General features: G+C 66.0%; 26 protein-coding genes and 1 pseudogene. 19 read left to right on the forward strand and 8 right to left on the reverse strand.

Features of this window, described 5'->3' with window-relative positions; all coding sequences use genetic code 11:
* Window positions 1-81: 81 nt before the first annotated feature.
* Window positions 82-213, forward strand: coding sequence for a hypothetical protein (locus VGG47_RS02715; RefSeq protein ID WP_331535329.1), 132 nt, complete (start codon window positions 82-84; stop codon window positions 211-213).
* Between the two features lie 16 nt (window positions 214-229).
* On the opposite strand, the gene VGG47_RS02720 is transcribed toward VGG47_RS02715, so the two are convergent.
* Window positions 230-982: an SDR family NAD(P)-dependent oxidoreductase gene (locus VGG47_RS02720; protein WP_331535330.1), complete on the reverse strand. Its 753-nt coding sequence runs from the start codon at window positions 980-982 to the stop codon at window positions 230-232.
* A 238-nt stretch (window positions 983-1,220) separates the two neighbouring features.
* On the opposite strand from VGG47_RS02720, the gene VGG47_RS02725 reads away from it, so the two are divergent.
* The 3 genes from VGG47_RS02725 to VGG47_RS02735 are packed head-to-tail and all read left to right on the forward strand — an operon-like array spanning window position 1,221 to window position 3,483.
* Window positions 1,221-1,637 carry a hypothetical protein gene (locus tag VGG47_RS02725; RefSeq protein ID WP_331535331.1) on the forward strand — a complete coding sequence of 139 codons (417 nt, stop codon included), beginning with the start codon at window positions 1,221-1,223 and terminating at the stop codon, window positions 1,635-1,637.
* Entirely contained in the window at window positions 1,637-2,659 is a 1,023-nt protein-coding gene (locus VGG47_RS02730; RefSeq protein WP_331535332.1) for a quinone-dependent dihydroorotate dehydrogenase, read from the forward strand. Before VGG47_RS02725 ends, VGG47_RS02730 begins: the two co-directional genes overlap by 1 nt.
* On the forward strand, window positions 2,656-3,483 hold the full coding sequence (locus tag VGG47_RS02735) for a TIGR01459 family HAD-type hydrolase (RefSeq protein WP_331535333.1): 828 nt from the start codon (window positions 2,656-2,658) through the stop codon (window positions 3,481-3,483). Before VGG47_RS02730 ends, VGG47_RS02735 begins: the two co-directional genes overlap by 4 nt.
* A 94-nt stretch (window positions 3,484-3,577) precedes the next feature.
* Here the strand turns inward: VGG47_RS02735 and kdsA are convergent, their stop codons facing one another.
* The 5 genes from kdsA to VGG47_RS02760 form a co-directional block, all read right to left on the reverse strand.
* On the reverse strand, window positions 3,578-4,396 hold the full coding sequence (kdsA, locus tag VGG47_RS02740; RefSeq protein ID WP_331535334.1) for a 3-deoxy-8-phosphooctulonate synthase: 819 nt from the start codon (window positions 4,394-4,396) through the stop codon (window positions 3,578-3,580).
* Window positions 4,393-6,024 (reverse strand): CTP synthase, encoded by a 1,632-nt coding sequence (locus tag VGG47_RS02745; RefSeq protein WP_331535335.1) that lies wholly within the window; start codon window positions 6,022-6,024, stop codon window positions 4,393-4,395. The genes kdsA and VGG47_RS02745 overlap by 4 nt, the downstream gene beginning before the upstream one ends.
* Before the next feature lie 52 nt (window positions 6,025-6,076).
* A complete protein-coding gene (gene secG / locus VGG47_RS02750) occupies window positions 6,077-6,535 on the reverse strand; it encodes a preprotein translocase subunit SecG (protein ID WP_408841388.1) in 459 nt (152 codons plus the stop codon).
* A gap of 30 nt (window positions 6,536-6,565) precedes the next feature.
* On the reverse strand, window positions 6,566-7,294 hold the full coding sequence (gene tpiA, locus VGG47_RS02755) for a triose-phosphate isomerase (protein ID WP_331535336.1): 729 nt from the start codon (window positions 7,292-7,294) through the stop codon (window positions 6,566-6,568).
* Between the two features lie 173 nt (window positions 7,295-7,467).
* Window positions 7,468-7,836: a hypothetical protein gene (locus tag VGG47_RS02760; protein WP_331535337.1), complete on the reverse strand. Its 369-nt coding sequence runs from the start codon at window positions 7,834-7,836 to the stop codon at window positions 7,468-7,470.
* 80 nt (window positions 7,837-7,916) lie between these two features.
* On the opposite strand from VGG47_RS02760, the gene VGG47_RS02765 reads away from it, so the two are divergent.
* From VGG47_RS02765 to lexA, 8 genes are all read left to right on the forward strand, one after another.
* Window positions 7,917-9,794, forward strand: a complete 1,878-nt coding sequence (locus VGG47_RS02765) for a peptidylprolyl isomerase (RefSeq protein ID WP_331535338.1) — start codon at window positions 7,917-7,919, stop codon at window positions 9,792-9,794.
* A 12-nt stretch (window positions 9,795-9,806) separates the two neighbouring features.
* Window positions 9,807-11,318 (forward strand): anthranilate synthase component I, encoded by a 1,512-nt coding sequence (gene trpE, locus VGG47_RS02770; protein ID WP_331535339.1) that lies wholly within the window; start codon window positions 9,807-9,809, stop codon window positions 11,316-11,318.
* On the forward strand, window positions 11,315-11,911 hold the full coding sequence (locus tag VGG47_RS02775) for an anthranilate synthase component II (protein WP_331535340.1): 597 nt from the start codon (window positions 11,315-11,317) through the stop codon (window positions 11,909-11,911). Before trpE ends, VGG47_RS02775 begins: the two co-directional genes overlap by 4 nt.
* Complete coding sequence (gene trpD / locus VGG47_RS02780; RefSeq protein ID WP_331535341.1) at window positions 11,908-12,921, forward strand: anthranilate phosphoribosyltransferase; 1,014 nt, start codon at window positions 11,908-11,910, stop codon at window positions 12,919-12,921. Before VGG47_RS02775 ends, trpD begins: the two co-directional genes overlap by 4 nt.
* Window positions 12,922-12,930: 9 nt before the next feature.
* On the forward strand, window positions 12,931-13,740 hold the full coding sequence (trpC, locus tag VGG47_RS02785) for an indole-3-glycerol phosphate synthase TrpC (protein ID WP_331535342.1): 810 nt from the start codon (window positions 12,931-12,933) through the stop codon (window positions 13,738-13,740).
* The gene (moaC, locus tag VGG47_RS02790; protein WP_331535343.1) at window positions 13,737-14,207 is read left to right on the forward strand and encodes a cyclic pyranopterin monophosphate synthase MoaC; all 471 of its coding nucleotides are present in this window, start codon (window positions 13,737-13,739) and stop codon (window positions 14,205-14,207) included. The genes trpC and moaC overlap by 4 nt, the downstream gene beginning before the upstream one ends.
* Window positions 14,204-15,391, forward strand: a complete 1,188-nt coding sequence (gene glp / locus VGG47_RS02795) for a gephyrin-like molybdotransferase Glp (RefSeq protein ID WP_331535344.1) — start codon at window positions 14,204-14,206, stop codon at window positions 15,389-15,391. Before moaC ends, glp begins: the two co-directional genes overlap by 4 nt.
* 169 nt (window positions 15,392-15,560) lie before the next feature.
* Entirely contained in the window at window positions 15,561-16,259 is a 699-nt protein-coding gene (gene lexA, locus VGG47_RS02800; RefSeq protein ID WP_331535345.1) for a transcriptional repressor LexA, read from the forward strand.
* Window positions 16,260-16,352: 93 nt separating this feature from the next.
* Here the strand turns inward: lexA and VGG47_RS02805 are convergent, their stop codons facing one another.
* Window positions 16,353-18,104, reverse strand: coding sequence for a DEAD/DEAH box helicase (locus tag VGG47_RS02805; RefSeq protein WP_331535346.1), 1,752 nt, complete (start codon window positions 18,102-18,104; stop codon window positions 16,353-16,355).
* Between the two features lie 180 nt (window positions 18,105-18,284).
* On the opposite strand from VGG47_RS02805, the gene VGG47_RS02810 reads away from it, so the two are divergent.
* Window positions 18,285-18,785 (forward strand): hypothetical protein, encoded by a 501-nt coding sequence (locus tag VGG47_RS02810; protein ID WP_331535347.1) that lies wholly within the window; start codon window positions 18,285-18,287, stop codon window positions 18,783-18,785.
* Between the two features lie 237 nt (window positions 18,786-19,022).
* Window positions 19,023-19,583, forward strand: coding sequence for a cold-shock protein (locus VGG47_RS02815; protein WP_331535348.1), 561 nt, complete (start codon window positions 19,023-19,025; stop codon window positions 19,581-19,583).
* A 153-nt stretch (window positions 19,584-19,736) separates the two neighbouring features.
* Here the strand turns inward: VGG47_RS02815 and pncA are convergent, their stop codons facing one another.
* The gene (gene pncA, locus VGG47_RS02820; protein ID WP_331535349.1) at window positions 19,737-20,360 is read right to left on the reverse strand and encodes a bifunctional nicotinamidase/pyrazinamidase; all 624 of its coding nucleotides are present in this window, start codon (window positions 20,358-20,360) and stop codon (window positions 19,737-19,739) included.
* 160 nt (window positions 20,361-20,520) lie between these two features.
* Between pncA and rplK the strand changes: the two genes are divergently transcribed.
* The 5 genes and pseudogenes from rplK to VGG47_RS02845 all read left to right on the forward strand — a co-directional run.
* Window positions 20,521-20,955 carry a 50S ribosomal protein L11 gene (rplK, locus tag VGG47_RS02825; protein WP_331535350.1) on the forward strand — a complete coding sequence of 145 codons (435 nt, stop codon included), beginning with the start codon at window positions 20,521-20,523 and terminating at the stop codon, window positions 20,953-20,955.
* Window positions 20,956-20,959: 4 nt separating this feature from the next.
* Window positions 20,960-21,652 (forward strand): 50S ribosomal protein L1, encoded by a 693-nt coding sequence (gene rplA, locus VGG47_RS02830; RefSeq protein ID WP_331535351.1) that lies wholly within the window; start codon window positions 20,960-20,962, stop codon window positions 21,650-21,652.
* Window positions 21,653-21,955: 303 nt separating this feature from the next.
* Entirely contained in the window at window positions 21,956-22,480 is a 525-nt protein-coding gene (gene rplJ, locus VGG47_RS02835) for a 50S ribosomal protein L10 (RefSeq protein ID WP_331535352.1), read from the forward strand.
* Window positions 22,481-22,574: 94 nt separating this feature from the next.
* The gene (gene rplL, locus VGG47_RS02840) at window positions 22,575-22,955 is read left to right on the forward strand and encodes a 50S ribosomal protein L7/L12 (RefSeq protein ID WP_331535353.1); all 381 of its coding nucleotides are present in this window, start codon (window positions 22,575-22,577) and stop codon (window positions 22,953-22,955) included.
* Between the two features lie 132 nt (window positions 22,956-23,087).
* Window positions 23,088-24,956: pseudogene (locus VGG47_RS02845) on the forward strand (DNA-directed RNA polymerase subunit beta); the annotation flags it as partial.

The raw sequence follows: 24,956 nt of genomic DNA on the forward strand, positions 1-24,956 counted from the left end.
CAATGAAGGCTGGGCTGCATTCTCACATGCGCGGACTGCAACGCCGGCCGGAAAAGGTGCGTTCCTTCTTTCAGGCGGCTGATGTCCGATATGCCGCATGACGAAGAGCGTGATACCTATTTGGCGGCCGGGTTAGTAATCTGGGTCATGGGCATTGTCGGCGACAACGCCCATGACCCAGAGGCGCAAAAATTTTTGCGCCGCTTTTTTTAAAAGCGGCCGCTTCCCTCTAACTGTTGCGCTTCACCACGAGGCCGGCGCTGGCCTGGCAGGTCGGCATCATCTCGATGCGGTTGATGTTCATGTGCTCAGGCAGTGCCACGATCCAGGATGCGGCCTCGGCGATGTCGTCGGGCAGCAGCGGGTTGGCGCCGGCATAGACGGCGGCCGCTTTTTCCTTGTCGCCGGCGAAGCGCACGGCGCTGAATTCCGAGCCGCCGACCAGGCCGGGCTGGATGTCGGTCACGCGGATGTTCTTGCCCGCTAGGTCGGCGCGCAGGTTGAGCGAGAATTGCTGCACGAAGGCCTTGGTGCCGCCGTACACGTGTCCGCCCGGATACGGGTAGTTGCCGGCGACCGAGCCGAGATTGATGACGGTGCCGCGGTTGCGCTCGACCATGCCGGGCAGGATGGCGCGGGTCATGTGCACCAGGCCGGTGATGTTGGTGGCGATCATCGTGTCCCAGTCCTTCAGGTCCGCGTCCCAAGCGGGCGAGAGGCCGAGGGCGAGGCCGGCATTGTTCACCAGCACGTCGATCTCGCGCCAGTCGGCCGGCAGCGTGTCGAGGAAGCCGGCGACGGCTTTGGCATCGGTCACGTCCAGCGTGGCGATGTGCACTTTGTCGCCCAGCTCCTTCTTGAGCTCGGCCAGGCGCTCCGCGCGGCGGCCGGTGGCGATGACGCGGTGGCCATCCTTGACGAAGCGGCGGGCGAAGGCGGCGCCGAAGCCGGCAGTGGCGCCGGTGACGAGAATCGTTTTCATGGGTCTCTCCAGATGGGTGCGTGTGTCAGTTAAGCTCACGGCCCGGTGATGCAAGACGGGCCTCTCACGATCCAGCGGGCAGCGTGTGAAATCAACCTGCTGGGCTATCGGCGTTGTCGTCGACAACACCCATAGCCCAGTATAGCCAAAAGTTTTTGCGCCGCTTTTTTCAAAAAGCGGCCGCTTTCTTCTTTCTGGCGCGGTTGCCGTGCCGGGCGCACATGGCTACATCCCAAGCATGCGCTGGATCCCCTGCCTCCTTGTTCTCAGTCTGACCGCCTGCTCTTTGCCGGGCGCCCAGACTTTCGCCCCCAAGCCCGCCGGGGCGGATACGGCCTCCATCGCGGCGACGCAGGCCTTTGCCGGCCGTCTTCCGCTGGTGACCATTCTGCCCGGCGCGCAGGATTTCGGAGCACCTCTGCAGGACGCGGTGAAGCAGGCGCTGGCGATCAAGCCCACCGCACAGTTCGAGGTCGAGGCGCAGACCCCGGTGGCTCCAACCCCGGATGAGAGCGCCGCCGCTCTGTCCGGCCTCGCCGCCACGGCCACCGCCGTCGCCCAGGCGATCGTCGCCGATGGCGTGCCGGCTAAAAATGTCAGCTTGACCGCGAGAACCGCTGGTCTGGATGCCGCCATCCTCGTTTACGTCAAATAATGTCTTCGCTCCTGATGCCGCTGATGCGGCGGCTCGACCCTGAGACGGCGCACGATTTTGCGCTGCGCGGTTTGCGCTGGGGCTTCGCGGGTGTTGACCGCACGCCGGATGACCCGATTTTGGCGGTGCAGGCTTTGGGCCGCACCTTGCGCAACCCGGTCGGCCTGGCCGCCGGGTTCGACAAGAACGCCGTGGCGGTGAACGCGCTGGGGCGGCTGGGCTTCGGCTTCGTCGAGGCCGGCACCGTCACGCCCCGCCCGCAATCCGGAAACCCGCGTCCGCGCTTGTTCCGGCTGCCCGAGGACAAAGCGGTGATCAACCGCATGGGCTTCAACAATGGCGGGATCGACGCCTATCTGGCCAACCTGCGCAAGGTGGATCGCACCCAGGTGGCGCTGGGGGCGAATGTCGGCATCAACAAGGAGGGCGCGGACCCGGAGCGGGATTACCCGGCGCTGGTTTCCGCCGTCTCGCCGTTCGCAGATTACGTTACCGTGAATATTTCGTCGCCCAACACGCCGGGGCTGCGCGATCTGCAAGGCGAAGAGCGGCTTTCGGCGATTCTGGGCGCCATCGTCACCGATAAGCCGGTTTTCGTGAAAATCGCCCCCGACCTCGCGCAGGAAGGGCTGGAGGCGGTGATCGGCGTGTGTCTGGCGCGTGGGGTGAGCGGGCTGATCGTCTCCAACACCACCATCGCCCGGCCGGAGACATTGCGGGGCGCGGCCAAAACCGAGACCGGCGGCCTCTCCGGCGCGCCGTTATTTGCGCCGTCCACCGCGATGCTGGCCCAGGCCTACAAGCTCGCGGGGAGCAAATTAACGCTGATCGGCGTGGGCGGGATTTTTTTAGCCGAGGACGCACTGGCGAAAATTCTCGCCGGGGCCAGCCTGGTGCAGGTCTATACCGGCTTCGCCTATCAGGGGCCGCCGATGATTCCGAAACTCAAAGACGGTCTCGCGCAGTTGCTGCGCGCCCGGGGTTTCAAGAGTGTCCAGGACGCGGTGGGGGCGGGTTTATGAGTGGATTTGGCGCATTAAGCGCAAACTATGACGGGTTCATCGTCGATCTCTGGGGCGTCGTGCATGACGGCGTAAGGCCCTATCCCGGCGTGTTGGATTGCCTGGCCAGACTGACGCGCTCGGCCAAGCGCGTGGTGTTCCTCTCCAACGCGCCGCGCCGCGCCGCGAAAATCGGCGAGGCGCTGCACGAGATGGGCATTTCGGAAGAATTTTACGCCGGTATCATGTCGAGCGGCGAGGCGGTGCATGTCGCCTTGCGCGACCGCACCGATGAGTTCGGCGCGCTCGGCGAGACCGTGTTTCATCTCGGGCCGTCGCGCGACCGGGGGATTTTTGACACTCTTCCGCTCCGCGAGGCGACCACGCCGGCGGCGGCCGATTTCATTCTCAACACCGGGCCCGACGACATTCTGGGGCCGCAGGACCCGTCGGTGTACCAGCCGTTCCTTGATGAAGGGCTGCGGACCAACAAACCGATGGTGTGCGCCAATCCGGACCTGGAAGTGATCCGCGACGGGCAGCGCATCATCTGCGCCGGGCTGCTGGCGCAGATGTATGAGTCCGCGGGCGGCAAAGTGATTCAGCGCGGCAAGCCCGATCCAGCGATTTATGCCCCGACCCTGGCGCTGCTGGGCACGGAGCGGCACCGGACCTTGGCGGTCGGCGATTCGCTGCGCACGGACATCGCCGGCGCGAAAGCGGCTGGGATCGATTCGTGCTGGGTGCTCTCGGGCATCCACGCGCTGCACGCCGAGGAGGCGCCGCACGAGGCCGAAATGGCTGGGCTCAAGCCCAGGGCGATTTTGTCCGGGTTCGGCTGGTAGCAAGGAAGTGGGCGTTGTCGCCGACAACGCCCATGACCCAGCATAACAAAGTTTTTTGCTACTTTTTGTTCACAAAAAGTAGTCTTTTTCTTGCCTACGCCTTGGCTAGCTCATCGAAAGCCATCAGCCGCTCAATCAGCGCCGGCATTTCGCGCAGCGGGATCATGTTCGGCCCGTCGGAGGGTGCTGCGTCCGGGTCTGGATGACATTCGATGAACACTGAGGCGCAGCCCACCGCCAAAGCGGCGCGGGCCAGGATCGGGGCGAAGCGCCGGTCGCCGCCGCTGGAGGTTCCCTGGCCGCCCGGCTGCTGCACCGAATGCGTGGCGTCGAACACCACCGGGTAGGAGGTCTCGGCCATGATCGGCAGGGAGCGCATGTCGCTCACCAGCGTGTTGTAGCCGAAGCTGGCGCCGCGCTCGCAGAGCAGGATGTTTTCGTTGCCCGTGCTGGCGATCTTCGCGGCGACATTCTTCATGTCCCACGGCGCCAGGAACTGGCCTTTTTTCACGTTGATGGCGCGGCCGGTCGCGCCGGCGGCGAGGAGCAGATCCGTCTGGCGGCAGAGGAAGGCGGGGATCTGCAACACGTCCACGGCCTCAGCGACGGGGGCGCATTGTGCGGCGTCGTGCACGTCGGTCAGCACGGGCAGGCCGAAGCGCTGCCGCACCTCCGCCAAAATCTCCAGCCCCTGCGCCATGCCGATGCCGCGCGCCGCGTTCGCGGAGGTGCGGTTGGCCTTGTCGTAGCTGGATTTATAGATCACGCCGATGCCGAGCGCCTGGCCCATGTCGGCCAGCGCGCTCGCCACTTCCATGGCGTGCGCGCGCGACTCGATCTGGCAGGGGCCGGCGATCAGGGTGAAGGGCAGGTCGTTGGCGATCGTGAGGCCGCCAACGGTGACGCGCTTCATACCAGCCTCGACTGGCGCACCGCCGCGGCGATGAAGCCCTCGAACAGCGGATGCGGTGCGAACGGCTTGGATTTCAGCTCCGGATGGTACTGCACGCCGATGAACCAGGGATGGTCCGGATATTCGACGATCTCCGGCAGCACGCCGTCCGGCGACAGGCCGGAGAAGCGCAGGCCGGTGGCCTCCAGCTGCTCGCGGTAATGGATGTTCACCTCGTAGCGGTGGCGATGGCGCTCGGAAATCTGCGCCGCACCGTCATAGACCGCGCGGACCAGGGAGCCTTCGACCAGAGCGGCGGGGAAGGCGCCGACGCGCATCGTGCCGCCGAGATCGCCGCCGGCGCGGCGGCGCTCGATGTCGTTGCCGCGCGCCCATTCGGTCAGCAGCCCGACCACGGGAATTTCGCAGGGGCCGAATTCGGTGGAGGAGGCCGTTGGCATGCCGGCCAGGTTCCGCGCCGCCTCGATCACCGCCATCTGCATGCCGAAGCAGATGCCGAAGAACGGCACCTTGCGCTCGCGGGCGAAGCGCACCGCCTCGATCTTGCCCTGGGTGCCGCGCTCGCCGAAGCCGCCCGGCACCAGGATGCCGTGCACGCCGTCGAGCTGCTGCACGGTGTCGGGCTGCTCGAACACTTCCGAGTCCACCCAGTCCAGCCGCACCTTCACCTTGTTGGCGATGCCGCCATGCGCCAGCGCCTCGGCCAGAGATTTATAGCTGTCCAGCAGGTTGGTGTATTTGCCGACCACGGCGATCCGCACCTCGCCTTCCGGCGCCAGCACGGTGTCGACGATGCGGCGCCAGCCGGACAGGTCCGGCGCGCTCTCGAAGGGCAGGTTGAAATGCCGCAGCACTTCGCGGTCCATGCCCGCCTCGTGATAGGAGATGGGCACGGCGTAGATGGTGTTGACGTCCAACGCCGGGACCACGGCCTCGGTGCGCACATTGCAGAAGCTGGCGATCTTGCGCCGTTCATTGTCGGGGATCGGCCGGTCGCAGCGGCAGATCAGCATATGCGGCTGGATGCCGACATTCTGCAGCTCCTTCACCGAATGCTGCGTCGGCTTGGTCTTCAGCTCGCCGGCGGAGGGGATGTAGGGTACCAGCGTGAGGTGCACGAACATCGCGCGCGCCGCAGTCAGCTCGTTGCCGAGCTGGCGGATCGCCTCCAGGAACGGCAGGCTTTCGATATCGCCGACCGTGCCGCCGATTTCCACCAGCACGAAGTCGAACTCCGCGGAGTCGCGCAGCACCACGTCCTTGATGGCGTCGGTGATGTGCGGGATCACCTGCACGGTGGCGCCGAGATAGTCGCCGCGGCGTTCCTTGGCGATCACCTCGGAATAGATCCGTCCGGTGGTCGCGTTGTCGAGCTTGTTGGCGGCGACTCCGGTGAAGCGCTCGTAGTGACCGAGATCAAGATCGGTCTCCGCGCCGTCATCGGTGACGAACACCTCACCATGCTGGTAAGGGCTCATCGTGCCGGGATCGACATTGAGATAGGGGTCCAGCTTGCGCAGCCGGACCGAATAACCACGGGCCTGCAAGAGGGCGCCCAGCGCCGCCGATGCAATGCCTTTACCGAGGGACGAAACCACGCCGCCGGTGATGAATACAAACCGCGTCATGGAATCCGATCATACAGCATGAGTCGTAGAAAAAACGAGAGCGAAGGCGGAATTATTGTCCGCTGTGTCCCGGAACCGGCGGGGCAGGGCTGCTCGGCGCGGGGGCGGCCGGGCCGCCGGTCGGCGCGGACGGCGCCAACGAAGCCGGCGCGCCGGGTGCAGGAGTGCCGGTGGGCGCCGGAAACGCGTCCGCCGGGGTCTGCGGCAACGGGGCCGGGCCGGGCGGAGCGATGGGAGCGGGCTGCGTCGGCCCGTTGAGAATCGACGCTGCACCCGTGTTGGTGCTGTTGTGATAGAGCAGCGCCAGGCCGAGCGAGAGCGCGAAGAACAAGGTGCCCAGGACCGCCGTGGCGCGGGTGAGAAGATTCGCCGTGCCGCGCCCGGTCATGAAGTTGCCCATGCCCTGGCCGCCGCCGAGGCCGAGGCCACCACCCTCGCTGCGCTGAATCAACACCACGCCGATCAGCGCGACGGTGACGAACACATGCAGCACGAGAAGAACTTCAATCATCCGAGACCCTGTATAACTGTCCGCTGGCTTCTAGACGCCCGGCGCGCCGGCAGCAATGGCCAAGAAATCTTCGGCCTTCAGGCTGGCGCCGCCGACCAACGCGCCGCCCACTTCGGGCAAAGCCAGCAGGCTGGCGGCGTTGCCCGGCTTCACCGAGCCGCCATAGAGAATTTTCACAGTTAAGCCGGCCGCACCCAGTTGGGCGACCAAAGCAGCGCGGATGGCGCCGTGCATCGCCGTCACGTCGGCCTCGGTCGGGGTTTTGCCGGTGCCGATGGCCCAGACCGGCTCATAGGCGACCACGCCGGCAAAATCCGACGGCAGGCTGTGGCGCAGCTGGGTGCGCACCACCTCCTCCGCCGCGCCGGCCTCGCGCTCGGTCCCGGTCTCGCCGACGCACACGATCGGCGTCAGCCCCGCCGCCATCGCCGCCAGGGTTTTGCCGCAAATCTCGGCATTGGTTTCGCCATGATTCTCACGCCGCTCGGAATGACCGAGGATGACATAAGAGGCGCCGGCGTCTTTCAGCATGGAAGCGGAAACGTCGCCGGTATGCGCGCCCTGGGCCTGGGCGTGGCAATCCTGCCCGCCGAGCGCGACGCTGCCGCCGAGTGCTGCGGAAAAACGGTCGAGGAGCGGAAAAGGCGGGCAGACCAGCAGGTCGACGTGCCCAGGCGTCTGGCCCAGCGCCGCCGCATAGGCGGCGACGTCCGCCAGCCTGCCGTGCATCTTCCAGTTCCCCGCGATCAGCTGCCGCATGTGTGTGCTCCTAGAATAGTAAAAAGGGTAGGAAGGCCTACTTTTTGTGAACAAAAAGTAGCAAAAAAACTTTATGAATCTGGGTCATGGGCGTTGTCGCCGACAACGCCCATGACCCAGCATAGTAAAAATTTTTGCGGCGCTTTTTTCAAAAAGCGCCCGCTTACTTACGCCTAACGCCAAAGTAGCACGATGATGATTTCGGTGAGGAAGCCGATGGTGAAGGCGATGCCGCCCACCGGCTGGAGGATTTTCGCCATTTCGCGGCGGATAATCTGGCGTGCGAAGCCGGGGCCGCTGCGCGCCGTGATCGCCTGCTGCAGCTGCCGTTCGATGCGCGGCAGAGAGAGGCGCTGAAACCCCCAGATGATGGCGTTGCAGAGGATCAAGGCGAGCAGCAGCGCCAGCAGATGCGCACCGCCGCGCAGGGCGAAGCCGCGCGCCGAGACGCCGATGACGATGCCGGCGACGAGGTAGAGTCCCGCGACCATCCAGGTCGCGACGCGGGTCGCATCGGCATAATCGGTCGGCGATACGCGCATGTTCCGGTCCCTTCTCTCCCGCAATTGCCCGATCCAGGTGGTCTAGCTATAGAGGCGACGATTTGGGGTAAAGAGAGCGCATGCTGGTCTCGGTTCGCAAACTGCTGGAAAACTGGATCGCGCGGGGGTTTTTCGCGCTGCTCGTGCTGGTGTTCGTGTTCTGGGGCATCTCCAACGTGGTGACGATGATCGGCAGCAACACGGCGGTGGCTGAGGTCGCGGGGCATCCGGTGGACATCTCCCTCGTGCAGCAGGCCTATCAGGCGGCCCTCGCCCAGGCGCAGCAATCGGGGCAGGGGCAGCCGGACGAGGCGGCGCGCGAGCAGATGGCTGAGGCCGCGCTGACCAGTGTGTTGCGTGAGCGGGTGCTGGGGCTCGAGGAGAAGCGGCTCGGCGTGGTGGTGCCCGACGCGGTGGTGCGCGAGCAAGTGGACGCGGTCCCCTCTTTCCTGACCAATGGCAAGTTCGACCAGAGCAAGTTCGACCAGGTTCTGGCGCAGAACAACACCACGCCGAATCGATTCGTGAGTGATCTCACCGCGGAGATCGCCGGGCAGCAGCTGGTGATCCCGCTGGTCTCCGGCGCCGTCCCGCCGCAGGAATTGGTGAACCGGATTTTCAGCTTCATCGCCGAGCAGCGCTTCGCGGAGATGGTGCAGATCCCGTTTGCCGCGCAAGCGGCGCCGGCGGCGCCCGCCGAGACGGTGCTGCAGCGCTACTGGCGCAACCATCCGGCACAATTCACGGCGCCGGAATACCGGACGATCAAGCTGGTCGTGCTCTCCCCGGCTTTGCTCGCCGCGCACGAAACCGTGCCGCAGGCGCAGATCGATGCCGACTATGCGCGCGTCGCGGCGGCCAGCCCGAGCGTGAAGCTGCGCAGCGTGCAGGTGATCGTGGTCGGCAATCTCGCCGCCTCGTCGCGGCTCCAGGCGGCCTGGCAAAAGGGCGCGAGCTGGGCGCAGATGCAGGCGATGGCCAAGCGCTTCGGCGCCAACCCGGTGGAGATGGACGGCACGCAGCAAAACCAGATTCCCACGCCGGAGCTCGCCCAGGCGGTGTTCGCAGCGCCGCAAGGTCAGGTGTCCGGTCCGATCGCCGGGCCGGCGGGCATGTTCCTCTTCAAGGTCACGAACATCTCCTCCAGCGGGCCGGATGAGCAGGCGCTGAAGACGCAGATCGCGCAGCAGCTGCAATTGCAGTTGGCGCAGTCCCAGGTGGCGGCGAACGTGAACGGGCTGCAGGACGCGCTGGCGGGCCAGACGCCGCTCGATCAGCTGCCGGCCAATCTCGGCCTGACGGCGGTGGAGGGCACGCTGGACGCCGATGGGAACACCCCGACCGGGGCTAAGGCGCCATTGCCGGGCGACGCGGCGTTGCAGCAGGCGGTGCTGCAGGCGGCCTTCACCGCCAGCCCGCACCAGCCGGCGCAGCTGATCAACGGCCCCGAGGGCAGCTATTTCGCCCTCACCGTCGACTCCGTCACGCCGCCGGCACAGGAGCCTTATGACCAGGTGCGCGCCCAGGCGCTGGCCGACTGGACCAGCGATCAGCTGACGCGCGAAGCGGAGATCAAGGCGGCGGCGCTGTTCCATGCCACAAACAGCGGGCAGAGCCTGGATGCGGCGGCGCAGGCGGCGGGGGATTCGGTGAGCATGTCACCGGCTTTCACCCGCAACGCGCCGGCCACCGGCATGACCACGCAGATGCAGACCGTGCTGTTCTCCCTCAAGCTCGGCCAGGCCACGATGCTGCAGACCCCGACCGGCTTCACCGTCGCGACGCTGGCGAAGATCGTGCATCCGACCCCGGCGCAGGACCAGGCCGATTACAACTCGGCACTGCAATCGATGACGAAGTCGTTGCAAAACGATGTCGGCGGGAGTTTCCTGGCCGGGTTGCAGCTGCGCGACAAGGTGACGATCAACCAGAAACTCTTTTCGCAGATTTATCAGTGAGTGAATGACTTCATGAATGCCGTTGTGCCTGACCGTTTCGACGCCTTCCGTGCCGCTTATGATTCCGGGCGCGGGGCGCTGGTCTGGCGGCACGACATCGCCGATCTGCTCACCCCTGTCGCCGCCTTCCTGAAGGCGGCGCACGGCCAGCCTTTCTCCTTTCTGCTGGAGAGCGTCGAGGGCGGGGTTGTGCGCGGGCGCTATTCCGTCATCGGCATGGCGCCGGACCTGATCTGGCGCTGCGAGCATGGCGAGGCCTTCATCAACCGCAACGCGCTGACCGATCCGGGGGCTTTTGCGCCGGCCGGGGCGGCGCCGCTGGAAAGCCTGCGCGCGCTCATCGAAGAGACACAGCTGGACGTGCCGGACACCTTGCCGCCGATGACCGGCGGGCTGTCGGGCTATCTCGGCTACGACATGGTGCGGCTGATGGAGAAGCTGCCGGCGACCAATCCGGACGTGCTCGGCATTCCTGACGCGATTCTCGTCCGGCCCGGCCTGTTCATCATTTTCGACGGCGTGACCGACGAGATGACCCTGGCCGCCCCCGTCTATCCGCGCGCGGGCGTTTCCGCCGCTCAGGCCTATGCCGACGCACAAGCGCGGCTGAACGAGGTGGCCGCAGCTCTTGAGCGGCCGGTGCCCAAGCTCACCGGCACGATGGAAGGTCCGCTCGAACAAACCTCCAACATGGAGGAACAAGAGTTCCTTGGCATGGTGGAGACGGCGAAAAACTATATTCGCGCCGGGGATGTGTTCCAGGTGGTGCCGAGCCAGCGTTTCGAGGCGCCGTTCCCGCTGCCGCCGTTCGCGCTGTATCGCAGCCTGCGCCACATCAACCCGGCGCCGTTCCTGTTCTATCTGGATTTCGACGGCTTCGTCGCGGTCGGCTCCAGTCCGGAAATCCTGGTGCGGCTGCGCGACGGCAAGGTGACGATCCGCCCGCTCGCCGGCACCCGCCGGCGCGGCGCCGACAAGGCGGAGGACGCGGCGCTGGAGGCGGACCTGCTGGCCGACCCGAAGGAGCGCGCCGAGCATCTGATGCTGCTCGACCTCGGCCGCAACGATGTCGGCCGCGTCGCCGAGATCGGTTCGGTGCGGGTCGCGGAGAGCTTCGCGATCGAGCGCTTCTCGCATGTCATGCACATCTCCTCGACCGTGGAAGGCCAATTGCGCGGTGACTGCGACGCGCTGGACGCGCTGATCGCGGGCTTCCCTGCCGGCACGCTGTCCGGCGCGCCGAAAGTGCGGGCGATGGAGATCATCGAGGAGCTGGAGCCCTCGCGGCGCGGCCTCTATGCCGGCTGCATCGGCTATTTCGCCGCCAACGGCACGATGGATACCTGCATCGGCCTGCGCACCGCTCTGGTGAAGGACGGCACGATGTATGTGCAGGCCGGTGTCGGCGTGGTCGCCGATTCCGACCCGCAGGCCGAATTCGCCGAGAGCGTGCAGAAGGCGCGGGCGCTGTTCCGCGCCGCCGAGGATGCCGTCCGCTATGTCTCGCCGGAGCCGACACGATGATTTTACTGATCGACAACTACGACAGTTTCACCTTCAACCTGGTGCATTTTTTCGGCGATCTCGGCGCGGAATGCGTGGTGCGGCGCAATGACACGCTGAGCCCTGAGGAGGCGCTGGCGCTGCGGCCGGAGGCGATCGTGCTCTCCCCCGGCCCTTGCACGCCCAACGAGGCGGGGATCTGCCTCGACCTCGTCACCGCCGCCGCCGGCAAAGTGCCGCTGCTCGGCGTCTGCCTCGGCCATCAGGCGATCGGCCAGGCGTTCGGCGGCCAGGTGATCCGCGCCCGTGAGCCGATGCACGGCAAGACCAGCCTGGTGCATCACCACAACACCGATATTTTCGCCGGCCTGCCGGACCCGTTCACGGCGACGCGCTATCATTCGCTGATCGTGCCCCGGGCGACGCTCCCCGACACGCTGGTGCCCACCGCCTTCACCGAGGACGGCATCATCATGGGGCTGCGTCATGCGGTTTATCCGGTGTTCGGCGTGCAGTTCCATCCGGAGAGCATCGCCACCAGCCACGGCCATGAGATCCTGAAGAATTTTCTCGATATCGCCCGCGGCCGCAACGCGCCATCCCAGGCGGCATGACCGGCGGACTGAAACCGTTTCTGGCGCGGCTGGCGCGCGGGGAAAGTCTCGACATAGCCGACGCGGAAACGGCGTTCGGCATCGTCATGGATGGTGCGGCGACTCCGGCACAGATCGGCGGCATGCTGATGGCCATGCGCGCCCGTGGCGAGACGGTGGCGGAGCTGACCGGGGCGGTGACGGCGATGCGCCGGCGCATGACCAAGGTGGCGGCGCCGGTCAACGCCATGGATGTCTGCGGCACCGGCGGCGACGGGGCGGCCAGCCTCAACGTCTCCACCGCCGTCACCTTCGTGCTCGCGGCCTGCGGCGTGCCGGTTGCCAAGCACGGCAACCGCGCGCTCTCCTCGCGGGCCGGCGGGGCGGACGTGCTGGCGGCACTCGGCGTGAACATCGAGCCGGACCTGCCGCGTCTGCCGGAAATTCTCCGTGAGGTCGGGTGCGTGTTTTTGTTCGCGCCGCGCCATCATCCGGCCTTGCGCCACGCGGCACAGGCGCGGGTGGAGCTCGGCACCCGCACGATCTTCAATCTGACCGGGCCGATGGCCAATCCCGCCAGCGTCAAGCACCAGCTGATCGGCGTGTACGACCCGGCCTGGGCGCGGCCGGTGGCGCAGACGCTGCGTGAACTGGGCACGGAAACCGCCTGGGTGGTGCACAGCCAGGGGCTGGACGAGCTGACCCTGGCCGGGCCGAGCCAGGTGGCGGTGCTCCGCCCGGGCCATTTCACCGAATTCACGCTCATGCCCGCCGATGCCGGGCTGGCGCCGGTGCCGCTGGCTGAGCTTGCCGGCGGCGATGCGGCGGAAAACGCGGCGGCGCTGCTGGCGCTGCTCGAGGGCGCACGCAATGGTTACCGCGACACGGTGTTGTTTAATGCCGCGGCGGCGTTGATTGTGGCCGGGGCCACGACAAGTCTGGCCGACGGGGTTGCCCTGGCGGCCGGCGCGATCGATCGGGGCGATGCGAAGCAGGTCCTCGACCGGTTGCGCGCCGCCTCACAGGAGTAAAAGGCGGATATGAGTGCTGCGGTGACCGACGACATTCTGGCGAAAATTTGCGCGGATACGCGGGCGGAGACGGCACGGCGCAGGGAAGCGACCAGCCTGGATGCGATCCGCGCGCGCGCCTTGCAGGCGGACCGGCCACGCGGCTTCGCCCGGGCGCTGATGGACGACGCCGCGCGCGGCCGGCCCGGGCTGATCACCGAGATCAAGAAGGCCTCGCCCTCCGGCGGGCTGATCCGCGAGCATTTCGATCCGCCGGCGCTGGCACTTTCATATCAGGCGGGCGGTGCATCCTGCTTGTCGGTGCTGACCGACCGGACATATTTTCAAGGGACGGCTGAGCATCTGCAGGCGGCGCGCGGCGCCGTGTCGCTGCCGGTGCTGCGCAAGGATTTTATTCTGGACCCGTGGCAGGTGTTCGAGAGCCGGGCGATGGGGGCGGATTGCATCCTGCTGATCATGGCGGCGCTCAGCGACGACGAGGCGCGCGAGCTGGAAATTCTGGCGCGCGGCCTGGATATGGACGTGCTGGTGGAAGTGCATGACGAGGACGAGCTGAACCGCGCGCTCGGCCTGCAGACCAAGCTGCTCGGCGTCAACAACCGCAACCTGAAAACGCTGGTGACATCGTTGGAGACGACCGAGCGTCTCTCGCGCCTCTGTCCGCCGGACCGGTTTCTGATCTCGGAATCGGGCGTCAGGACGCATGACGATATTCTCCGCCTGCAAAAGGTCTGTGTGCAGGCGTTTCTGGTCGGCGAGTCGCTGATGCGTCAGCCGGATGTCACCGTGGCGGTGCAAAACCTCCTGGGCTCCCCATGAGCGAACTGACCCATATCGACGAGACCGGTGCAGCGCGCATGGTCGATGTGTCCGCGAAAGCGGAGACGGTGCGCGAGGCCACCGCCAAGGGCCGCGTGGTGATGCGCAAAGAGACTGCTGCGCTGATCAGCACAGGGCAGGCCGCCAAGGGCGACGTTCTGGCCGCGGCCCGGCTCGCCGGCATCATGGCGGCGAAGCGCACTGCCGATCTCATCCCGCTCTGCCATCCGCTGCCGCTTTCCGTCGTCGTGGTGGATTTATCCGTGACCGACGAGAGTGTGGAAATTTCCGCCACGGTGCGCACCACGGGCCGCACCGGGGTGGAAATGGAGGCGCTGACGGCGGTGAGCGTGGCGGCGCTGACGATTTACGACATGGCCAAGGCGGTGGACCGTGGCATGCGCATCGAAGCGGTGCGCGTGGTGCGCAAATCCGGCGGCAAATCCGGGGATTTTACGCAGGAATGATCAGCGTCGACGAAGCCAGGGGGCAGGTACTCGCCGGGCTGCAAGTCACCGGCAGGGAGACCGTGCCGCTGGCCAACGCCTGTGGCCGCGTGCTGGCCGTGCCGGTTACGGCGCGGCTGGCGCAGCCGCCGGCCGATGTGTCGGCCATGGACGGCTATGCGGTGCGGGCCGCCGACGCGGTGCAGGGCGCTCGTCTCAGCGTGATCGGCGAGGCCCCGGCCGGGCATCCGTTCGCCGGCAGCATCGGGCCGGGTCAGGCGGTGCGGCTGTTTACCGGCAGTTTCGTGCCGCCCGGCGCGGACACGGTTCTGCTGCAGGAGGATGCCACCGAAGCCGATGGCACGGTCACGGTGAATGAGAGCTGCGTCGCGGCCAAGCATATTCGCCGCGCCGGCCAGGATTTTACCGCCGGCGCCGAGCTGATTGCGGCCGGACGGCGCCTGACGGCGCGCGATGTCGGCCTGGCGGCGGCGGGCAATCATCCCTGGCTGCAGGTCTACCGCCGGCCGCGCATCGCCATTCTCGCCACCGGCGACGAGATTTCGCTGCCCGGCGAGGCGATCGGGCCGGGCGGCATCGTCAGCTCCAACGCGCACATGCTGGCGGCGTTCGTCACAGCTGCCGGCGGCGAGCCGATGGTGCTGCCGATCGCGGGCGACGACCTCGCCGCCATCTCCGCCGGGGCCGATGCGGCACGTGGAGCGGACCTGCTGGTGACCACCGGAGGGGCGAGTGTGGGCGTGTACGATCTGGTGCAGCCGGGGCTTCAGGCGCGCGGCCTGGCGCTGGATTTCTGGAAAATCGCCATGCGCCCGGGCAAGCCGCTGATGTTCGGCCGGCTGGAAAGCCTGCCGCTGCTGGGCCTGCCAGGCAACCCGGTTTCGGCCTATGTCTGCGCGGTCTTGTTCCTGGGCCCGGCCATCGCGCGCATGAGCGGCCAACCCGGAGGCGCCCCGGAGACAGAGCGGGCGCGGCTGACCGTGGCGATGAAGGCGAACGAACATCGCGAGGATTATGTCCGCGCCACGCTCGAACGTGGCGAACATGGCTGGCTCGCCACACCTTTCTCGGTGCAGGATTCGGGCATGCTGAGCACGCTGGCGCGGGCCGACGCGCTGATCCGCCGGCCGCCGCATCAGGAGGCGCTGGCCGAGGGCGCTGAGGTGGAGATTCTGCGGCTTTAGGGGCGTTGTCGGCGCAAACGCCCATGGCCCAGATTCATAAAGTTTTTTTGCTACTTTTTGTTCACAAAAAGTAGCCTTCTCCGTTGCTTGACGCGGCGGCGAGAACCAAACTAGAACATCGACGCGTTTGCGCTTTGTTCCTGTCAGAATCCCCGCGCCGGAGACATTCATGTTAACAACCAAGCAACACGAATTGCTGGTGTTCATCGACAAGCACCTGCGTCAGACTGGCTGCAGCCCGAGCTTCGAGGAAATGAAGGAAGCGCTGGATCTGCGCTCCAAATCCGGCATTCACCGGCTGATCACGGCGCTCGAGGAGCGCGGGTTTCTGCGTCGCCACAAGCACCGGGCGCGGGCGCTCGAAGTGGTGCGGCTTTCCGACGATCTTAACCCGCCGACACGGGAAATCCCGAAATTCGCGCCGACCATCATCCAGGGCGATTTCACCGGCAAGCTGCCCGGCGTGCGCGCGGCCGTAGCGGCCGGGGCGGTGTCCTTGCCGCTCTATGGCCGCATCGCCGCCGGCCTGCCGATCGAGGCGCTGCAGGACAATGACGAGGAAATCGAGGTGCCGGCGAGCCTGGTCGGCCTGGGCGAGCATTTCGCCCTGCTGGTCGAAGGCGATTCCATGATCGATGCCGGGATTTTCGACGGCGACACCGTGATCATCCGCAAGGGCGAGACTGCCGAAACCGGGCAGATCGTGGTGGCGCTGATCGACCGCACCGAGGTGACGCTGAAGCGGCTGCGCCGGCGTGGCCAATCGATCGCCCTGGAGCCGGCGAATATCCGCTACGAAACGCGGATCTTTCCGCCCGAGCGCGTGGCGATCCAGGGGCGGCTGGTGGCGCTGCTGCGGCACTACTAAGAAGCTGGGCCTGAGGCGTTGTCCCCGACAACGCCCATGACCCAGATTCATAAAGTTTTTTTGCTACTTTTTGTTCACAAAAAGTAGTCTTCCTTACCCTGCCCGCTTGGCCTTGTTCACCCGCCGGCGCTGCTGCTCGGTGGGCTTGCCGCCGAAGGGCCGGGGCGGTTTGTCGACGCCGCCATATGGCTTGCGGGGGGCCTGGGGGCCGGTCGGGCGCGGGGGGCGGGTAAAACCGGCGCCGGGCGGCGAGGAGGGCTCGAGCGCCACTTCGGCGCCGGTCTGCGCGGCGATTGCGGAGGCAAAGCGCTCGGCCGTTTCCGGGGCGATTTCGAATTTCGTCTCGCTGTCGAAAATGCGGATCGCGCCGATATCCTGCTTGGTCACCCCGCCCTGGCGGCAGATCAGCGGGATCAGCCATTTCGGGTCGGCATTGTCCTGGCGGCCGATCGGGGCGCGGAACCAGATGCCGGTGCCGGCCTCGCCGCGATAGGGGGCGGTCGGCTCGCGGGGCGCGGCGCGACGCGGCGCTTCCGGGGGCAGGATGGTGACGGATGCGGGCTCCGGCAGGCGCGCGCGGTACAGGCGGATGAGCGCCGCGGCGATCGCCTCCGGGCTCTGCCGGGCGAGCAGTTCCTGGGCCAAAGCCAATTCGTCGCCGCCGGGCGGGAGCGAGAGCTGCTCGTCGGCGAGCAGGCGCTCCTGGTCGCGGGCGCGGATCTGCTCAGGGGTCGGCGGGTCTTCCCAGGTCGCGGTGATGCTGGCGGAGCCGAGCAGCAATTCCGCGCGGCGGCGTTTCGAGGCCGGGACCAGCAGCAGGCTCAAGCCCTTGCGCCCGGCGCGGCCGGTGCGGCCGGAGCGATGCAGCATGGTTGCCTTGTTGGTCGGCAGCTCGGCATGGATCACGAGGTCGAGCTCGGGCAGATCCAGGCCGCGGGCGGCGACGTCGGTGGCGATGCAGACCTGGGCGCGGCCGTCGCGCAGGGCGCTCAGCGCCGCGTTGCGCTCGTTCTGCGACAGCTCGCCGGAGAGGGCGACGGCGTTGAAACCGCGCGCCAGCAGGCTGGCATGCAGGTGCCGCACGGTGTCGCGCGTGGCGCAGAACACAAGTGCGCGAGCTTCGTGCATGCGGAGCAGATTGACCAGGCCGTTCTCCAGCTCGTGGCCGACCAGGCGGATGGCGCGGTATTCGATGTCGGCGTGCGGCTGGTTGCGGGCCACCGTGTCGATGCGCAGCGCGTTCTGCTGGTAGTTGCGCGCCAGGGCCGCGATCTCGCGGGCGATGGTGGCGGAAAACAGCAGCGTGCGGCGGGTCTCGGGGGCGGCCTTGAGGATGAATTCGAGCTCGTCCTTGAAGCCGAGATCGAGCATCTCGTCGGCCTCGTCGAGGACCACGGCCTCGCATTCGTTGAGCTTGAGATAGCCGCGCTGGAGATGGTCCTGCAGCCTGCCCGGCGTGCCGACCACCATATGGCAGCCGCGCTGCAGCTCGCGCTGCTCGACGCGGATGTTCATGCCGCCGACGCAGGAGACGATGCGCCCGCCGGCGGGTTCGTACAGCCAGGTGAGCTCGGCATGCACCTGCAGCGCCAGTTCGCGGGTGGGGGCGATCACCAGCACCAGAGGCTGGACGGTCGCGGGCAGGCGTTCGGACTCGCCCATCACGGTGGAGGCCAGGGCCAGGCCATAGGCGACGGTTTTGCCGGAGCCGGTCTGCGCGGAGACCAGCAGGTCGCGGTCGGCGGCCTCCGGCTGCAGGACCGCCAATTGCACCGGAGTGGGTTCGTCATAGCCGCGCGCTTCGAGCGCGCGGGCAAGCGCAGCATTGCTGATTGGGAAGGGCATGTTGGCTCCTAGCCCGGTTCAACGTCCCACGGCAACGCCGAAGATCCCTATTTTCCGTTTATCGGCCCTGCAAGGAATCTACATCGCTCCTTATTTTCCGTTTATCGGCCTTGCAAGGAATCCACATCGCTACTTCATGCCCCACAGGCTAGACGTGCCGCTGACGCTTCTGAGGTTTTGATGTTGCCCTTCTTTAAACGGCCCCGCCGGCCCCGCCCGAACGAGGCGCCCAAGGCGGCGCCGCGCCAGACGACGAAATGGCGCCGCCTGCTCGGCTCACGCCGGGTGATCGACACCGTTTTGCTGGGGCTGACCATGGTGACGGCGGCGCGGCTGGTGTCCGCCGCGGTCGCCCATCCGCCGCCGGTGGCCGTACCTGGCGACATCGTGCCGATCGAGCGGGCCGCCAACTGGATGGCCGACGTCAATGTCGTGCACGCGCATAATCTCAGTGGGCCGTTCGCGGCGCCGGGTAGCGTCTGCCAGCTGAATATCAGCCGCATGGCAAAGACCGGCGGCAGTCTCACGGTGTTGGCGGTGCGTGCGGACGGGGTGATGCTGTCCTGGGCCGGCGGCCCGACCGCAGCGCCCGGGAAAGCCTGCGCCGGCGGCCAAACCGGGCTGCTGGTGTCAGATGCGGACTACCGCTCGTTGCTGATGCGCGTCCCGGCGGACCAGTAACGTGTACGGTTTTTGAAAAATTGAAGATTGCGTGGGCACGATTCGCAGGCCTCGCCCGCATTTCGGGATTGAAGGACGAGCAGCGCTGGCCTATGCTTCCCCTATCTGGCGATGGCCGGATGCCTTGAACGATTGCAGAGGACTTTTTTTATAGTGCGACCCCCCAAAAACGACCGCCAGCGGCAGCCCCGTCGCCGCGGTTTCGACGACGATAATTTTTATGGCAACGCCCCGCCCATGCCGTCCTTTTCTGGGTTCGGGTCCGCGTCCTCCGCGCCGGAGGCGAAAGCCACCGTCAAATGGTACAATCCCGAAAAGGGGTTTGGTTTCGTTGAGATGGCGGACGGTTCGGGCGATGTTTTCCTGCACGCGAACTCGCTGCAGAATGCTGGCTTTCAGGCGGTGACGCCTGGTGCCATCCTGCAGGTGCGCGTCGGCCAGGGCCAGAAAGGCCGCCAGGTCGATCAGGTGATTTCGGTGACCGAGGGTGAAGCCCCGCCGCCGTCGCCGCGCGGTGGTTTCGGCGGCGGTTTCGACCGTCCGCGTTCCAACAGCCCGCGTCCGCCGCGCCAGCAGGCGTCCGGCCCGGCCGTGGAAATGGCCGGCACCGTGAAGTGGTACAACGCCACCAAGGGGTTCGGTTTCATCAGCCCGCAGAGCGGCGGCAAGGACGTGTTTGTGCACGCCACCGCGCTCGAGCAGGCCGGTCTGCCGCCGCTGCAGGAAGGTCAAGCCGTGCGCATGAACGTCGTGCAAGGCGCCAAGGGTCCGGAAGTCAGCTCGATCAGCGTCGACTGATTTTGCCGTTCTAGAATGCAGGCGGGCTCGCTGCGGCGGGCCCGTTTTGTTTGGGGCTGTTCTGGGTCATGGGCGCCGCCGCCGACAACGCCCATGGCCCAGCATAAAAAAATTTTTGCGCCGCTTTTTTAAAAAAGCGGCTTCTTTCTTTCCCTAGCGCGCCAGTGAGGTGGACATCACGCGTCTGACGCCGGCTTCGGTCAGGCGCTCCCAGGCGAGGCGGAGCGAATCGTTCAGGTCGATGGCGCGGCAGGCATCCTCGATCACTGTGCTGCGAAACCCGAATTTCTGCGCGTCCTCGGCCGACCAGGCGACGCAAAAATCCGTGGCCAGGCCTGCGAAATAGATTTCCGTGATGCCGCGCGAGGCGAAAAAGCCGTTCAGCCCGGTGCGGGTGATCCGGTCGGCCTCGAGGAACGCTGAATAGCTGTCGACATGGCGCTGCAGGCCTTTGCGCAGGATCATCGCGGCGTGCGGAATGTCGAGGGCGGGATGCAGCGCGGCCCCTGGGCCCGCCATCACGCAATGCGTCGGCCAGAGGGTTTGGGCGCCATAGGGCATCTGCACGGTCTGGAACGGTGCGGCGCCGGGATGGTTGGCGGCGAAGGAGGTGTGGTCGGCCGGGTGCCAATCCTGGGTCAGCACCACCGTGGTGAACTTGCGCGCGATGCGGTTGATCAAGGGGATGACGGCCTCGCCGTCGGGGACGGCCAAGGCGCCGCCTGAACAAAAGTCGTTTTGGACGTCGACGACCAGCAAGGCGGCATTGTTTTGCATGGCTGTTTATATGCGCAAAAACCGAGGGGGGTGCTAGACAGGCAGGCGCACGATGGGGTAAGGCTCCGCCCCTCAGGAACGCGGGAGGGCGGGCAAAGGTGTTGCCCGGTCGCTTGTACCGCGGTCCGTTGGCGGTTGCCAAAGGATAAAGGAGCCAGAAATGGCAAAGAAGATTGTCGGCTATATCAAGCTGCAGATCCCTGCGGGCAAGGCGAATCCTTCGCCGCCGGTGGGTCCAGCACTCGGCCAGCGTGGTCTGAACATCATGCAGTTCGTGAAGGAATTCAACGCCGCGACGCAGGGCATGGAGCCCGGCATGCCGGTGCCGGTGGTGATCACCGCGTTCGGCGACCGTACCTTCAGCTTCATCATGAAGACCCCGCCCAACACCTACTTCCTGAAGAAGGCGGCGGGCATTACCAAGGGCACGACCACCCCGGGCAAGGGGGCGGCGGTCGGCAAGGTGACGGTGGCGCAGCTGCGCGAGATCGCGAAGACGAAGATGATTCATATGAACGCCAACGACGAGGATGCCGCCGTGCGCATGCTCATTGGCTCCGCCCGCTCGATGGGCGTCACCGTGGTGGAGGGCTGATCCGATGGCACATAACAAGCGTCTGACCGCGGCCCGCGGCACTGTGGACCGCAACAAGAATTACGCGCTGACCGAGGCGGTGGCGCTGGCCAAGGCCAATGCCAAGGCCAAGTTCGACGAGACGATCGAGATTTCGCTGAACCTCGGCATTGACCCGCGTCATGCCGACCAGATGGTCCGTGGCCTGATCTCGCTGCCGAACGGCACCGGCAAGACCCTGCGCGTGGGCGTGTTTGCCCGTGGCCCGAAGGCTGATGAGGCTCTGGCTGCCGGCGCCGACGTGGTGGGCGCCGAGGATTTGGCCGAGAAGGTGCAGGCTGGCGAGATCGCGTTCGACCGCTGCATCGCCACCCCGGACATGATGGCCCTGGTCGGCCGTCTGGGTAAGATTTTGGGCCCGCGCGGCCTGATGCCGAATCCCAAGCTCGGCACCGTGACCATGGACGTGAAGGGCGCGGTTTCGGCTGCCAAGTCCGGCCAGGTCGAGTTCCGCGCCGAGAAGGCGGGCATCATCCATGCCGGCATCGGCAAGGCGAGCTTCGAGGCGGCCAAGCTGGTCGAGAACGCGAAGGCGCTGGTCGATGCGGTGCAGAAGGCCAAGCCGACCGGCGCCAAAGGCACGTATCTGCAGAAGGTCGCCGTCAGCTCGACGATGGGCCCGGGCATCCGCGTCGACGTGTCGAGCGTCAACGCCTGATTTTTTCGGGCGCCCGCTGGCCGGGCGCCCGCTTTTCGAAATACGCCACGGGTCAAACCGTGGCGGGCAGGCAGGCGTAAAAACCTGCTGAAACCTGTCCGAGACCGGATGTTCCTTGAGCTTAAGGATTGAAGGGGCGTACCCCGCACACGGTAGACGAGGTGCCAAAGACTTTGCTCATGCAAGGGGTTTGGTGGTTCTGACGATGGACAGGCGAATGATGTTCCGGGGTGGTCCCGGGCATCTTGGGTAACCTGGCGGCGCAGGGAATTTTCCGTGTGTCGCCGCAAGTTGGAGACGGATGTGGATCGCATCGAGAAGCGTGAATTCGTCGCTGAGCTGTCTACGGTGTTCGCCGAGACGTCGATGGTTGTCGTCACCCGCAATGACGGGATGACGGTGGCCGACGTCACGGAGCTGCGCCGGAAGATGCGTGCGGCGGGAGCGAGCTTCAAGGTTGCGAAGAATCGTCTGGCTTTGCTTGCTCTTGATGGCACCCGGTTTGACGGTCTGAAGCCCCTGATGAAGGGCCCGACGGCGATTTCCTGGTCGCAAGACCCGGTCGCGGTCGCCAAGGCAGCCGTCGAGTTCGCCAAAACCAATGACAAGTTTGTTCTGCTCGGTGGTTCGCTGGGCACGCAGGTACTCGACGTATCCGGCGTGAAAGCCCTGGCCGAACTGCCGTCGCTGGACTCGCTGCGCGCCAAGCTGCTGGGGATGCTCAACACCCCGGCGACGCGGATCGCGGGCGTGCTCCAGGCGCCGGCCGGACAACTTGCGCGGGTTTTTGCGGCTTATGCCGATGCCAACAAGAGCAGCGCGGCCTGACGCGCTTCGCCAAGCTTGTCGCAGAACGCAGGGCCGCGCGGTGCGGGCTTGCAGTCGAACCAATCAAAGCCTACTTACATGAAAGACATTTACAATGGCTGATCTAGCTAATCTGGTTGAAGAGCTTTCCAAGCTGACCGTCCTTGAAGCCGCTGAACTCTCCAAGATGTTGGAAGAGAAGTGGGGCGTTTCCGCTGCCGCGCCGGTCGCCGTCGCGGCCGCTCCGGCGGCGGGTGGCGCTGCCGCCGCTCCGGCTGACGAGCAGACCGAGTTCACGGTGATCCTCGCCAGCGGCGGCGACAAGAAGATCAACGTGATTAAGGAAATCCGCACGATCACCGGTCTTGGCCTCAAGGAAGCCAAGGATCTGGTCGAGGGCGCGCCGAAGACGGTCAAGGAAAACGCGACCAAGGACGAGGCTGCCGCGATCAAGAAGACACTGGAAGAGCAGGGCGCGACTGTCGAAATCAAGTAATTTTCTTCCCCGCCGCGGCCTTGCTGGGCGCGGCGTTTATACCGCCTAAAGGGCAGGCGATTACCGCTTGGGTAGTCGCCTGCCGGCTGTTTTTGGTACGACTGAGCTGAAATTTTACGCGAGGGTGATGCGATGAACGCGATCAATGGCGGTCTTGGTAAAGGGTCTTTCACCGGACGGAAGCGCATCCGCAAGAGCTTTGGGCGGATCCCCGAAGTGGCCCCGATGCCAAATCTGATCGACGTGCAGCGCGCGAGCTATGACTCGTTCCTGCAGATGCATGTGAAGCCGGACGCGCGCACCCATTCCGGGCTTCAGGAAGTTTTCAAATCGGTCTTCCCGATCGACGATTTCGCCGGCCGCGGTCGGCTTGAGTTCGTCCATTACGAGCTGGAAGAGCCGAAATACGACGTTGAGGAATGCATCCAGCGCGGCATGACCTATGCCGCCCCGCTGAAGGTGATTCTGCGCCTCATCGTCTGGGATCTGGACGAGGACACCGGCGCCAAGTCGATCCGCGACATCAAGGAGCAGCCCGTTTACATGGGCGATATGCCGCTGATGACCGATAACGGCACCTTCGTGGTGAACGGCACCGAGCGCGTGATCGTGTCGCAGATGCATCGCAGCCGGGGCGTGTTCTTCGACCATGACCGCGGCAAGACCCATTCCTCGGGCAAATATTTGTTCACCGCGCGCGTGATCCCCTATCGCGGCTCCTGGCTCGACTTCGAGTTCGACGCCAAGGATCTCGTTTATGTGCGCATCGACCGCAAGCGCAAGCTGCCGGCGACGACGCTGCTCTACGCGCTCCCCAGCGCCGCCACCCAGGCGCTGCGCGCCGCCCGCGAGGCCAAGGGCGAGACGCTGGAGCTGGGCGAGATCAAGGGCATGGAGCCCGAGGAGATCCTCGGCATGTTCTACGGTCAGGTCGTGTTCTCGGCCAACAAGGGGCAGTGGGCCCGTCCGTTCGAGGCGGAGGCTTTCCGTAACCAGAAGCTGATCGAGGACTTGGTCGACGCCGATACCGGCGAGGTGGTGGCCAAGAACGACGAGAAGCTGACCGCCCGCGTGGTGCGCAAGATCGCCGAGAAGACCAAGCGCGTGCTGGTCGCTCGCGGCGATCTGCTGGGCCGCTTCGTCGCCGTCGACATGTACGACCCGGAGACCGGCGAGATTTACGCCGAGGCCGGCGAGGAGCTGACCGAGCCGAAGCTGGCGCAGCTCGAGGCCAAGGGCATCGACAGGTTGCCGACGCTGGCGGTCGACCAGGCGAACGGTCCGTGGATCCGCAACACCTTGGCGGTGGACAAGAACAGCAACCGCGAGGACGCGCTGATCGACATCTACCGCGTCATGCGCCCTGGCGAGCCGCCGACCTCGGAGACCGCCGAGGCGCTGTTCAGGGGTCTGTTCTTCGACGGCGACCGTTATGATCTGTCGGCCGTCGGGCGGGTGAAAATGAACATGCGTCTGGGCGTGGAGGCCGCTGACACGGTCCGCACCCTGCGCAAGGAAGACATCCTGCGCACCATGAAGATCATGTGCGAGCTGAAGGACGGCCGTGGCGCGATCGACGACATCGACAATCTCGGCAATCGCCGCGTGCGCTCGGTCGGCGAGCTGATGGAAAACCAGTATCGCGTCGGTCTGCTCCGCATGGAGCGCGCTATTCGCGAGCGCATGGGCTCCGTCGATATCGACAGCGTGATGCCGCATGACCTGATCAACGCGAAGCCGGCCGCCGCCGCGGTGCGCGAGTTCTTCGGCTCCTCGCAGCTCAGCCAGTTCATGGACCAGACCAACCCGCTCTCCGAAGTGACGCATAAGCGCCGGCTCTCGGCCCTGGGGCCGGGCGGCCTGACCCGCGAGCGCGCCGGCTTCGAGGTGCGCGACGTGCATCCGACGCATTACGGCCGCATCTGCCCGATCGAGACGCCGGAAGGCCCGAACATCGGTCTGATCAACTCGCTCGCCACCTACGCCAAGGTGAACAAATAC

The sequence above is a fragment of the Acidocella sp. genome, from assembly GCF_036489515.1.
Lineage (GTDB): Bacteria > Pseudomonadota > Alphaproteobacteria > Acetobacterales > Acetobacteraceae > Acidocella.

Bases quoted from the DNA above. Each gene is read 5' to 3' on its own strand.
- VGG47_RS02765 (WP_331535338.1), top strand. From the start codon at position 7,917: ATGCTGGTCTCGGTTCGCAAACTGCTGGAAAACTGGATCGCGCGGGGG.
- VGG47_RS02745 (WP_331535335.1), bottom strand. From the start codon at position 6,024: ATGACGCGGTTTGTATTCATCACCGGCGGCGTGGTTTCGTCCCTCGGT.
- VGG47_RS02810 (WP_331535347.1), top strand. From the start codon at position 18,285: ATGTTGCCCTTCTTTAAACGGCCCCGCCGGCCCCGCCCGAACGAGGCG.
- kdsA (WP_331535334.1), bottom strand. From the start codon at position 4,396: ATGAAGCGCGTCACCGTTGGCGGCCTCACGATCGCCAACGACCTGCCC.
- trpC (WP_331535342.1), top strand. From the start codon at position 12,931: ATGAGTGCTGCGGTGACCGACGACATTCTGGCGAAAATTTGCGCGGAT.
- VGG47_RS02760 (WP_331535337.1), bottom strand. From the start codon at position 7,836: ATGCGCGTATCGCCGACCGATTATGCCGATGCGACCCGCGTCGCGACC.
- rplK (WP_331535350.1), top strand. From the start codon at position 20,521: ATGGCAAAGAAGATTGTCGGCTATATCAAGCTGCAGATCCCTGCGGGC.
- pncA (WP_331535349.1), bottom strand. From the start codon at position 20,360: ATGCAAAACAATGCCGCCTTGCTGGTCGTCGACGTCCAAAACGACTTT.
- VGG47_RS02805 (WP_331535346.1), bottom strand. From the start codon at position 18,104: ATGCCCTTCCCAATCAGCAATGCTGCGCTTGCCCGCGCGCTCGAAGCG.
- secG (WP_408841388.1), bottom strand. From the start codon at position 6,535: ATGATTGAAGTTCTTCTCGTGCTGCATGTGTTCGTCACCGTCGCGCTG.
- trpD (WP_331535341.1), top strand. From the start codon at position 11,908: ATGACCGGCGGACTGAAACCGTTTCTGGCGCGGCTGGCGCGCGGGGAA.
- VGG47_RS02730 (WP_331535332.1), top strand. From the start codon at position 1,637: ATGTCTTCGCTCCTGATGCCGCTGATGCGGCGGCTCGACCCTGAGACG.
- rplA (WP_331535351.1), top strand. From the start codon at position 20,960: ATGGCACATAACAAGCGTCTGACCGCGGCCCGCGGCACTGTGGACCGC.
- VGG47_RS02725 (WP_331535331.1), top strand. From the start codon at position 1,221: ATGCGCTGGATCCCCTGCCTCCTTGTTCTCAGTCTGACCGCCTGCTCT.
- trpE (WP_331535339.1), top strand. From the start codon at position 9,807: ATGAATGCCGTTGTGCCTGACCGTTTCGACGCCTTCCGTGCCGCTTAT.
- moaC (WP_331535343.1), top strand. From the start codon at position 13,737: ATGAGCGAACTGACCCATATCGACGAGACCGGTGCAGCGCGCATGGTC.
- VGG47_RS02720 (WP_331535330.1), bottom strand. From the start codon at position 982: ATGAAAACGATTCTCGTCACCGGCGCCACTGCCGGCTTCGGCGCCGCC.
- VGG47_RS02715 (WP_331535329.1), top strand. From the start codon at position 82: ATGTCCGATATGCCGCATGACGAAGAGCGTGATACCTATTTGGCGGCC.
- VGG47_RS02815 (WP_331535348.1), top strand. From the start codon at position 19,023: ATGCCGTCCTTTTCTGGGTTCGGGTCCGCGTCCTCCGCGCCGGAGGCG.
- VGG47_RS02735 (WP_331535333.1), top strand. From the start codon at position 2,656: ATGAGTGGATTTGGCGCATTAAGCGCAAACTATGACGGGTTCATCGTC.
- lexA (WP_331535345.1), top strand. From the start codon at position 15,561: ATGTTAACAACCAAGCAACACGAATTGCTGGTGTTCATCGACAAGCAC.
- rplL (WP_331535353.1), top strand. From the start codon at position 22,575: ATGGCTGATCTAGCTAATCTGGTTGAAGAGCTTTCCAAGCTGACCGTC.
- VGG47_RS02775 (WP_331535340.1), top strand. From the start codon at position 11,315: ATGATTTTACTGATCGACAACTACGACAGTTTCACCTTCAACCTGGTG.
- glp (WP_331535344.1), top strand. From the start codon at position 14,204: ATGATCAGCGTCGACGAAGCCAGGGGGCAGGTACTCGCCGGGCTGCAA.
- tpiA (WP_331535336.1), bottom strand. From the start codon at position 7,294: ATGCGGCAGCTGATCGCGGGGAACTGGAAGATGCACGGCAGGCTGGCG.